Below are 10696 nucleotides of genomic sequence, written 5' to 3' on the forward strand. Positions count from 1 at the left end.
ATTCACCACATGCCCTTGGAAACGGTGTTTCTCGACGCGGGTGGCGTCCTGCTGTATCCGAACTGGTGGCGCGTCTCCGACGCGCTCGCCATACAGGGGGTCGCGGTGTCGCCCGAAGCGCTCGTTCGCGCCGATCCCCCCGCGCGGCGCGAGCTCGACGACATGGGCGTGATCGGCGGCACGACCGATGCCAGCCGCGGCTGGCTGTTCTTCGACCTCGTGCTCGCGCACGCCGGCATCCCGCGCTCGGACAAGACGGCGGCAGCTCTCGCCGAGCTGCACGCGTACCATCGCGCCAGCAATCTCTGGGAGTACGTCCCCGCCAACGTCGTTCCCGCGCTGGAGGCGCTGCGCGCCCGAGGGCTGCGGCTGGTGGTCGTGTCGAACGCCAACGGCACGCTCCTCGCGCACATGGAACGCCTCGGCCTCACATCCCGCTTCGATGACATCCTCGACTCCCAGGACGAAGGCGTCGAGAAGCCGGATCCGCGCTTCTTCGAGATCGCGCTGGCACGAAGCGGCGCGCGCAAGGACGCGACCATCCACGTCGGCGACCTCTATCACGTGGACGTCGTCGGCGCGAGAAACGCCGGCCTGCGGGGCGTGCTGCTGGACGAAGCCAACCTCCGTCCGGACGCCGACTGCCCGAGAGTGTCGTCACTCGAGGAGCTGGTGACGCAGATCGCGGCGGGGCGATTCTAGACTCGCCCGCGCGGCTCGCTCGCGGTCGCCTGCCATGCGCCAGCGTCGGGGATGCGTGTAGTATTCACTCCTTCCCAACATGGCCGACTCTGACCGACAGCCGGCGCCAGACGCCGACGAAACGAGAGGCCCGGACGCGGCTGCGCGCGCGGCGCAGGCGATCGGGCCCTATCGGCTCCTCGAGCCGATCGGCGAGGGGGGCATGGGCGAGGTCTGGCTGGCCGAACAGGCGAAGCCGGTGCGGCGCAAGGTCGCGCTCAAGATCATCAAGGCGGGGATGAACACCGCGCAGGTGGTGGCGCGGTTCGAGGCGGAGCGCCAGGCGCTCGCGCTGATGGACCATTCCGCGATCGCGCGTGTCTTCGAGGCCGGCGCGACGGCCGAGGGACGTCCTTACTTCGCCATGGAATACGTCCGCGGCGAATCGATCACCGCGTACTGCGCGAAGCACAAACTGGCGCTCCGCGAGCGCATCGATCTCTTCCTCCAGGTCTGCGACGGCGTCCAGCACGCGCACCAGAAAGGCGTCATCCACCGCGATCTGAAGCCGTCGAACGTCCTCGTCATGCTGCAGGACGATCGGCCGGTGCCGAAGATCATCGACTTCGGCGTCGCCAAGGCGACGACCCAGCCGCTGACCGATCGGACGCTGCACACCGAACTCGGCACGTTCATCGGCACGCCGGAGTACATGAGCCCGGAGCAGGCGGAGATGAGCGGGCTCGACGTCGACACGCGCACCGACGTCTATTCGCTCGGCGCGATCCTCTACGAGCTGCTCACCGGCGCGATGCCGTTCGACTCGAAGACGCTGCGCGAGAAGAGCCTCGACGATCTCCGCCGCACCATCCGCGAAGTGGATCCGCCGCGGCCGAGCACGCGCGTCACCGCCGCCGGCGCGGCGCCGAACCGGCCGCCGACCCACGTCGAGCCGTCGAAGCTCGCCAGCGAGCTGAAAGGCGATCTCGACTGGATCACGATGAAGGCGCTGGAGAAGGATCGGACGCGGCGCTACGGCTCGGCATCGGACCTCGCCGCCGATTTGCAGCGGCATCTCGACGACGAACCGGTGCTGGCCGGCCCGCCGAGCACGACCTACCGGGTCGGCAAGTTCGTCCGCCGGCATCGCGGCGGCGTCGCGGCGGCGGCGGTCGTCCTCGTGCTCCTCGTCGGCTTCGGCGTGACGATGGCGGTGCAGGCGCGACGGCTGGCCCGCGAACGCGATCGCGCCAGCCGCGCGCAGGCCGCCGCGGAGGCGCTCAGCGACTTTCTCCGCAACGACGTGCTGGCGCAGGCCAGTCTCGACAACCAGTCCGGGCCCGACGTCCGGCCGGATCCGGACATCAAGGTGCGGACGGCGCTCGACCGTGCCGCGGTGCGGATCGAAGGCAAGTTTGCCGCGCAGCCGCTGGTCGAATCCTCGATCCGCGAGACGATCGGCGCCACCTACGGCGACCTCGGACTCATCGATCAGGCGCGCGCGCAGGTTCAGCGGTCGCTCGAGATCGCGCGCCGGGTGGCCGGCGACGAAGGCCCCGAAACGCTACGCGCGCTCGATACGCTGGCGTGGGTGGAAGGGCGAGGCGGCAACTCCGCCGAAGCGCTTCGCCGCTACACCGCACTGCTGGAGATCTACACCCGCCGCGTCGGTCCGAAGGACGCCGACACCATCCGCACGATGAACAACGTCGCGTGGAACCAGTACCTGGAGGGTCAGCCCGATCGGGCGGAAGCGACCTTAATCGGGCTCATCCGGCTCGAACGCGAGGTCCTCGGCAACGACGACGGCGTGACGCTGACGTCGCTGAACAACCTCGCGGCGATCTATCTGGAGCGCGGCGCGTGGAAGGAGGCCGAGCCGCTGCTGACCGAAGCGCTCGCCACCAATCGCCGCGTGCGCGGCGCGGAGCACCCGACGACGGTCCTGACGCTCGACCGGCTGGCGCAGGTCTTCGGCCAGCAGGGGCGATTCACCGAAGCCGAAGCGATGCGCCGCGAAGTGCTCGCGATCAAGCTCCGCACGGCCGGCCCCGACGAGGCCGGCACCGGCACGGCCCGCATGAACCTCGCGCAGAATCTCATCAACCAGGACGATCCGGCAAAGCGGCCGGAAGCCGAGCGTCTCCTCGCCGAGAGCCTCGCAATCGCCCGGCGCGTGAGCGGCGACCGCAGCCGGCAGGCCAACATGCTCCGCGTCAACCTCGGGGATCTCTATGTCGAGCAGGAGCGATACGCCGAAGCGGAAGTGATGCTGCGCGACGCCGTCAGCGGCCTGCGAGAGTCGCCCGGGCCGACTTACCCGGGGACGCTGAATGCGCTCGTGTCGCTGGGCCAAGTGTACCTGGAGGCGCACAAGTACGTGGACGCCGAGCACGTGCTCCGCGAGGCGGTCACGGGGCGCGTGAAGACGATGCCGAAATCGTGGCGCCGGTTCGACGCGGAGAGCATGCTCGGCGGCGCGCTCGCGGGCCAACGGCGGTTCAACGATGCCGAACCGCTGATCGTCGGTGCCTACGAGCACATGCGTGAACAGATTGCGTCGATTCCGGCCTACCACCGCGACAGCCTGACCGACGCCGGCCAGCGCATCGTCGAGCTCTACACCGCATGGGGCAAGCCGTCCCAGGCGGCGGAGTGGCGAAAAAAGCTCGCCGCGCAGTAGCAGCCCGCGCACCCCGCGTCAGCGCTCGTCCCAGGGCGGTTGTATCGCGGCGCCGTTGGCCTATCATGACGGTCATGCCACACTCATCCCCGGCCCGCATTCTTGCCATCGTCGCGCTCAGTGCCGCATCGCTGCACGGCGCCGGACAGATGCAGCCGCCGGCACGCTTTGGATCCTGGGGCGTCGATCTGACGGCGATGGATCGGGCGGCAAAACCCGGCGAGGACTTCGATCAGTTCGTGAACGGTGGCTGGAAGCATCGGACCGAGATTCCGGCCGACCAGCCGTCCACCGGCGTCGGCTACGACGTCTTCAACCGGTCGCAGGCGCAGATTCGCGCCCTCATCGACCAGGCGCCGCCGACCAGTCCGCTCGGCGGCATGTACAAGAGCTTCATGAACGAAGCCGCGGTCGAGGCGATCGACGACAAGCCGTTGCTGGCGGACGTCAAGCGCGTCGCCGCGCTCGCCGACAAGGACGCGTTCGCGCGCTTCATGGGGGATACCAACGGCGCGTTCGGGCTGACGCTCGTCGGCGCCGGCGTGGCGCCCGATCCCGCCAACCCGTCGACGAACACGCTGTTCCTCGGACAGGCAGGGCTCGGCCTCCCGGATCGTGACTACTACCTCAATCCGACGTTCAAGCCTCAGCTCGATGCGTATCGCGCCTATATCGCGCGCACGCTGGGCATGGTCCACGATCCCGATCCGGCGAAGGACGCCGACACCGTGCTCGCGTTCGAAACCGCCGTGGCGAAGGCGAGCTGGCCGGCGGCCGATCGCCGCGACATCGACAAGATCAACAACCCGATGAGCATTGCCGAGCTGCAGACGTTCGCGCCCGGCCTCAACTGGGACACCTATCTCACCGGATCGCTGATCGCGAAGCGCGACCACGCCATCGTCGCCGAGAAGACGGCGATCCGCGACATCGCGGCCCTCTACGATCGCACGCCGCTCCCGACGCTCAAGTTGTGGGAGTCCTTCCACCTCGCCGACCAGGCGGCGCCGTATCTCTCGAAGCGGTTCGTCGACAGCCGCTTCACGTTCACCAGGACGCTCAGCGGCGTCACTGAGCTGCGTCCGCGCTGGAAGCGTGGCGCGACGCTGATCGACTCGACCCTGGGCGAGCTGCTCGGACACGCCTACGTCGACGCGTACTTTCCGCCCTCGTCGAAGGCGATGATGAACGACCTGGTGGCCAACCTGAAGACCGCGATGGCGGCTCGTATCCAGCGCAGCGACTGGATGAGTGCCGCGACCAAGACCGCCGCGCTCGAGAAGCTCTCGAAGATGGACGTGATGGTGGGCTACCCGGACAAGTGGCGCGACTATACGGCTCTCAAGATCGATCCCGCCGATCTCTACGGCAACGTGCAGCGTTCGAATCGGTTCGAGTGGGAGTATCAGTTATCTGATCTCGGCAAGCCGGTCGATCGCAAGAAGTGGGGAATGACGCCGCAGACGGTCGACGCCTACAACGGCGGCCTCGAGAACAAGATCGTCTTCCCGGCTGGCATCCTGCAGGCGCCGTTCTTCGATCCGAAAGCGGATGCGGCCGTGAACTACGGCGCGATCGGCGCGATCATCGGCCACGAAATCAGCCACGGCTTCGACGACCAGGGTCGCAAGATCGATGCGACCGGCGCCGTCCGCGACTGGTGGACGCAGGCCGACGCCGACCGGTTCAACGCGCAGGCGAAGCGCTTCGGCGCGCAGTACGACGCCTACGAGCCCGTCCCGGGGATGCACATCAACGGCGAGCTGACGATGGGCGAGAACATCGCGGATTTCGCCGGGCTGCTCGTCGCGCACGACGCGTATGAGACGTCGCTCAAGGGCGCGGCGGCGCCGGTGCTCGACGGCTTCAGCGGCGACCAGCGATTCTTTCTCGCCTTCGGCCAGGCGTGGCGCGCCAAGCAGCGCGAAGACGCCCAGCGCAGCCAGATGGCCTCCGACCCGCACTCCCCCGCCCGGTTCCGGATCATCGGTCCGCTCCGCAACGACGACGACTGGTACAAGGCGTTCAACATCACCGGCGGGAAGTACTACCTGAAGCCGGAGGATCGCACGCGCATCTGGTGAGGAAGAAAGGGCAACGGCCGGGGAGCCGGGGTCCTAGGCGCCCTGCGCCGCCCCAGCTTTCTGCCCGTGCTCGATCCTGGCCCAGCTGTCCTTGAGCGTGACCGTGCGGTTGAAGACGGGACGGCCAGGCGCGCTGTCGGTGTCGACCGCGAAGTAGCCGATCCGCTCGAACTGGAGACGCGTGCCTGGCGCGGCCAGCGCCGCCGAGGCCTCGACCTTGGCTTGCGGCACGACCTCGAGCGAGGCGGGATTGAGCACGCTGCGGTAGTCCTCGACCTTGCCGGGCTCCTCGACGGTGAACAGCCGGTCGTAGAGACGGACTTCAGCGTCGACTGCGTGCGCCGCCGACAGCCAGTGCAGCGTGGCCTTTACCTTGCGGCCGTCGGGCGCGTCGCCGCCGCGCGTCGCCGGATCGTAGGTGGCGCGCAGCTCGACGAGCTCGCCGGCGTCGTTCTTCACCACGCCCGTGCAGGTGATGAAGTAGGCGCAGCGCAGCCGTACTTCGCGGCCCGGAGCCAGGCGGAAGAACTTCTTCGGCGGATCCTCCCGGAAGTCGTCCTGCTCGATGTAGAGCACGCGGGAGAACGGCACCTTGCGCGTGCCCGCCGAGTCGTCCTCCGGATTGTTGACGACGTCGACCTCTTCGGTCTGTCCCTCGGGATAGTTCTCGATCACGACCCGCAGCGGCCGCAGCACGCTCATCACGCGGTTGGCGTGCGCGTTGAGATCCTCGCGCACGGCGTGCTCGAGCAGCGCGACGTCGACCAGGTTCTCGCGCTTGGCGACACCGATGCGCTCGCAGAAGGCGCGGATCGCCTCGGCGGTATAGCCGCGCCGCCGCATCCCGACGATCGTCGGCATCCGCGGATCGTCCCAACCGTTGACGTGCTTCTCCACCACCAGCTCCAGCAGCCGGCGCTTGCTCATCACCGTGTAGCTGAGATTCAGGCGCGCAAACTCGATCTGGCGCGGCTTCGACGAGACCGGCGTGTGGTCGACGACCCAGTCGTAGAGCGGCCGGTGCGCCTCGTACTCGAGCGTGCACAGCGAGTGGGTGATCTGCTCGATGGCGTCGGAGGGCGAGTGCGCGAAGTCGTACATCGGGTAGATGCACCAGCGATCGCCGGTGCGATGGTGGTGCGCGTGCCGAATCCGGTAGAGCACTGGATCGCGCAGGTTGATGTTCGGCGACGTCATGTCGATCTTCGCGCGCAGGACGTGCGCGCCGTCGGGAAACTCGCCGGCCCGCATGCGCCGGAAGAGATCCAGGTTCTCGTCGACGCGGCGAGCCCGGTTCGCGCTGTCGACCCCGGGCTCGGTCAGCGTGCCGCGGCTCTGGCGCATCTGGTCGGCCGACTGGCTGTCGACGTAGGCGAGCCCCTTCCCGATCAGCGCGACCGCGAATTCGTAGAGCTGCTCGAAGTAGTCGGACGCGAAGTGGAAGCCGTCCCACTCGAAGCCGAGCCAGCGGACGTCCTGCTCGATCGACTCGACGTACTCGACGTCTTCCTTGGTCGGGTTGGTGTCGTCGAAGCGCAGGTTGCAGGTGCCGCCGAAGTCTTTCGCGATGCCGAAATTGAGGCAGATCGACTTGGCATGGCCGATGTGGAGATAACCGTTCGGCTCGGGTGGAAAACGGGTCGCGACCCGACCGCCCGTCTGCCCGGCGGCAAGGTCCTCAGTAATGATGGTTCTGATGAAGTCGAGCAAACGTTGATTATAGCGAACATGAGGGAGTTGCCGGCGCCGGCGCTCTCCCGATCGTCCTCGCGCCGCGTTTTAGCCGCGTCACGCTGTGCGCTAACGTCCTTTTTCCTTCGCCAGCTCCTCGCGGAACCGCTTCTCGCCAGTGTCGATGTAGCTCCGGTAGCCCTCCGGATCGATGAAGGGGTTGGGGCCGGCGGGGTTTGCCGCCAACCGCGCCGCTTTCGCCGTCCCGTCGTAGTAAGCAGGATGTGCGCCGATGAAGATATCGACCGGCAGCTTGCGCATCGCCGCGAACGTCCGCTCATAGTCGGCGACGATGTCCGGATAGCCGGCGTTGCCGACCAGATGGGTCGTATCGAGCACGGTCAGCCCGCACATGTCGACGACGTGCAGCTCGCGGTTGTTCTCGGTCACCGAAAACGTCCAGGTCGTGCAGCCCCTGGTGTGTCCGGGTGTGACGTTGGCGTGCAGCGTCACCTTGCCGAGCGTGACCGTGTCGCCGTCCTTCAGGCGCCGATCCACCTCCGCCGGCGGAAACGGATGGGCATCGCCGAACGAGAAATCATGCATGCCGCCGCGCTCGATCACGTCGGCGTCGGCTCCGCTGACCATCAGCTGCGCGCCGGTCGCTTGCTTCAAGGCCGCGAAGCCGGCGGCGTGGTCGTAGTGGGCCTGCGTGTTGAGCAGGATGCGCACCTCCTCCACCTTGAAGCCCAGCGTCCTGATGTTCTTCTCCACGATCGGAACGGTCGACTCGTAGCCCGCATCGATCACGAAGTGGCCAGCCGGTGTGGTGACGAGGTACGAGCTGATGCCGCTCGAGCCGACGTAGTAGAGGTTGCCGGCGATGCGGAAGGGGGCGATGGGCTGGTTGTCGTCCTGCTGCGCGACGACGCCGCGGCCCGACGCAAGCATCGCCGCCGCCAGCACTGCGAGCAGCAGAACAGACACGCATCCCGTGCCACCCGGCGGCGCGGGAGCCGGTGCCGCGGGACTTTCACCTCGACCGACCGCTTCCACGTACTCCTTGGCTGCTTTCAGCCCGGTGCCGGTCTGTTGGCGCACGAACTTGATCGCCTCGATCTTCCGCCCAGCCTGGAGCAGCGTCCGGATTTCGTCGTTCATCGATGTGCTCGCTGCAGCGACGCTACGACGACGCCACCGGCAGCGACGGCGGCACGGGGATCTCGGCCTGCATGCCGAGGATGCCCTGCACCGCCCGCGTCGAGGCGCCGGCGCCCGAGTCCATGAAGATCACCTTTCCCTGCGCATGATCGGCGACGTACTTCAGTGCATCGGTGTACTCGAGAAACAGCAGGAAATTGGCGTCCACGCCGGCGGCGCGCAGGCTCTCGGCGGCTTCCTTCATGCCGTCGGCGACGTTCTTGCGGAAGAGCGCCAGACCCTCGCCGCGCAGGGCCGCCGCCTTCTTTTCCGCTTCCGCGCCGATTGTCTTGAAGGCCGCCTCGGCTTCGGCGTCCTTGGTCCGCTTCACCAGCAGTGCCGCCCCTTCGTTCGACGCCGCCGCGAGCAGGTTCTTCGACGAGACCACGCGGGCCATCGAATCCATGATCTCCTTGTCGAAGGTCATGTCGGTGATCTGAATGTCGCGCACCACGTAGCCCCAGTTGAGTACCACCTCGTCGAGATTCTTCTTGGTGTGATCGACGATTTCGGCGCGCATGCCGAGGATATCGGATTGTTTGGTGGTGGCGACGAACTGGCGTATCGAGCCATCAATGGTCCGCTGCAATGCCAGCTGGAACTCCTGCGGCGTGGCGAAGCTGAACACCGCCTTCTTGATCGACTCCTCGGCCGCGGCGGCCACCGCGTACAGCACCATGGTCGCGAACTTGACGTTGGCCTGGTCCTGCGTGATGGCTTGAAACTCCAGCTGCAGGGCGCGATTTTGCAGCGACAGGCGATACAACACCTTCTCCCAGGGCATCTTGAAATTGAGGCCCTCGCGCATGATGCGGTGGTATTTGCCGAACACGGTGACCACGGCGACGGTCGCCTGCGGCACGGTGCGGAACAACGACCGCCCGACGAGCAGCAATATCGCCACGAGAATGATCAACTGCAATGCCGGACCGGTGTTCATGAGTGCGCGCCTGTAAAGCTCGAGCCGGCTCATTATAATGTGTAAAGCCTGCGCGGCAGGTGGGGGTGTAAGTGCAACACGTGCAACTTCTGATCGGCGGTCACGACGTCGCGGCCCGCGGCGGTGCCGTCTTCGAGCGGCTCAATCCAATGACCGGCCGCGCGGCCACCATCGCCGCGGCCGCCACGGTCGAGGATGCCCGCGCCGCCGCGGATGCGGCCGCCGCGGCCCTTCCCGCCTGGTCCGCACTCGGCCCGAGTGCGCGCCGTGCCCAGCTGTCGCGCGCCGCCGAGTTGCTGGAGTCGCAAGCCGCGCGGTTCGTCGACGCCGTGACCACGGAAACCGGCGCCACCGCCGGCTGGACCCACTTCAACGTGCATCTGGCCGCCGGCATGTTGCGCGAAGCCGCGGCCATGACCACGCAGATCGCCGGCGAAATCATTCCCTCCGACGTCCCGGGCAACATGGCCATGGCCATTCGCCAACCGGCTGGCGTGGTGCTCGGACTGGCACCGTGGAATGCGCCCATCATTCTCGGCGTGCGTGCCATCGCCATGCCATTGGCCTGCGGCAACACCGTCATTTTGAAAGCCTCGGAAATCTGCCCGGCCACGCATTGCCTGATCGGCACGGTGTTGCAGGAAGCAGGCCTCGGTGGCGGCATCGTCAATGTCATCACCCATGCCGCCCAGGACGCCCCGGCGGTGGTGGAGGCCATGATTGCGCACCGAGCCGTGCGGCGCGTGAACTTCACGGGCTCGACCTCGGTGGGACGCAGCGTGGCGCTCACCGCCGCCAAGTATCTCAAGCCGGTGTTGTTGGAATTGGGCGGCAAGGCGCCACTGGTGGTGCTGGCCGATGCCGACATCGACGCCGCGGTGGATGCCACGGTGTTCGGTGCGTTCGCTCACCAGGGACAGATCTGCATGTCCACCGAGCGCGTGATCGTCGAGCAAGCTGTCGCTGATGAATTCGCCGCCAAGCTGGCCGCTCGCGTCGCCGGCTTGCCCAGCGGTGATCCGCGTCAGGGCGAAGTGGTGCTGGGCTCCGTGGTCGGTCAGGCCACGGTCGAGCGCGTGCAGCGCCTGGTGAATAGCGCCGTGGCGCAGGGTGCGAAGCTGCTCACCGGCGGCGGCGCGCAGGGCACCATCATGCAGGGCATCGTCGTCGATCACGTGCGCCCCGACATGGCGCTGTTTCGCGAAGAGAGTTTCGGACCGCAGGTGTCTATCACCCGCGTGAGTTCGCTCGATGAAGCGGTGCAACTGGCCAACGACACCGACTACGGGCTGGCGGCATCGGTGTTTACGCGCGATCTGACCAAAGGCCTGGAAGTCGCCAAGCGCATCGAGGCCGGCATCTGTCACATCAACGGCCCCACCGTGCACGATGAGGCGCAGATGCCCTTTGGCGGCATGAAGGCTTCCGGCTATGGAC

At 67.2% G+C, this 10696-nt stretch carries 7 protein-coding genes; 4 read left to right on the top strand and 3 right to left on the bottom strand.

The window, feature by feature from the left end; translation table 11 throughout:
* The first annotated feature begins 9 nt into the window (after positions 1-9).
* The 3 genes from VGI12_04310 (at position 10) to VGI12_04320 (ending at position 5448) form a co-directional block, all read left to right on the top strand.
* Positions 10-702 (top strand): HAD family hydrolase, encoded by a 693-nt coding sequence (locus tag VGI12_04310; protein HEY2431876.1) that lies wholly within the window; start codon positions 10-12, stop codon positions 700-702.
* Positions 703-781: 79 nt separating this feature from the next.
* Positions 782-3364, top strand: a complete 2583-nt coding sequence (locus VGI12_04315; protein HEY2431877.1) for a serine/threonine-protein kinase — start codon at positions 782-784, stop codon at positions 3362-3364.
* A gap of 74 nt (positions 3365-3438) precedes the next feature.
* On the top strand, positions 3439-5448 hold the full coding sequence (locus VGI12_04320) for a M13 family metallopeptidase (GenBank protein ID HEY2431878.1): 2010 nt from the start codon (positions 3439-3441) through the stop codon (positions 5446-5448).
* Between the two features lie 33 nt (positions 5449-5481).
* Here the strand turns inward: VGI12_04320 and VGI12_04325 are convergent, their stop codons facing one another.
* The 3 genes from VGI12_04325 to VGI12_04335 all read right to left on the bottom strand — a co-directional run bounded on the left by VGI12_04325 (position 5482) and on the right by VGI12_04335 (position 9259).
* Complete coding sequence (locus VGI12_04325; GenBank protein HEY2431879.1) at positions 5482-7158, bottom strand: glutamine--tRNA ligase/YqeY domain fusion protein; 1677 nt, start codon at positions 7156-7158, stop codon at positions 5482-5484.
* Between the two features lie 90 nt (positions 7159-7248).
* Positions 7249-8280, bottom strand: coding sequence for a subclass B3 metallo-beta-lactamase (gene bla / locus VGI12_04330; GenBank protein HEY2431880.1), 1032 nt, complete (start codon positions 8278-8280; stop codon positions 7249-7251).
* 22 nt (positions 8281-8302) lie between these two features.
* On the bottom strand, positions 8303-9259 hold the full coding sequence (locus VGI12_04335) for an SPFH domain-containing protein (GenBank protein HEY2431881.1): 957 nt from the start codon (positions 9257-9259) through the stop codon (positions 8303-8305).
* 80 nt (positions 9260-9339) lie between these two features.
* Here VGI12_04335 and VGI12_04340 point away from each other — a divergent pair.
* Positions 9340-10696 (top strand): aldehyde dehydrogenase (locus VGI12_04340; GenBank protein HEY2431882.1); only part of this gene is annotated, 1357 nt, incomplete at its 3' end.

The organism is Vicinamibacterales bacterium, from assembly GCA_036496585.1.
Classification (GTDB): Bacteria; Acidobacteriota; Vicinamibacteria; order Vicinamibacterales; family 2-12-FULL-66-21; genus JAICSD01.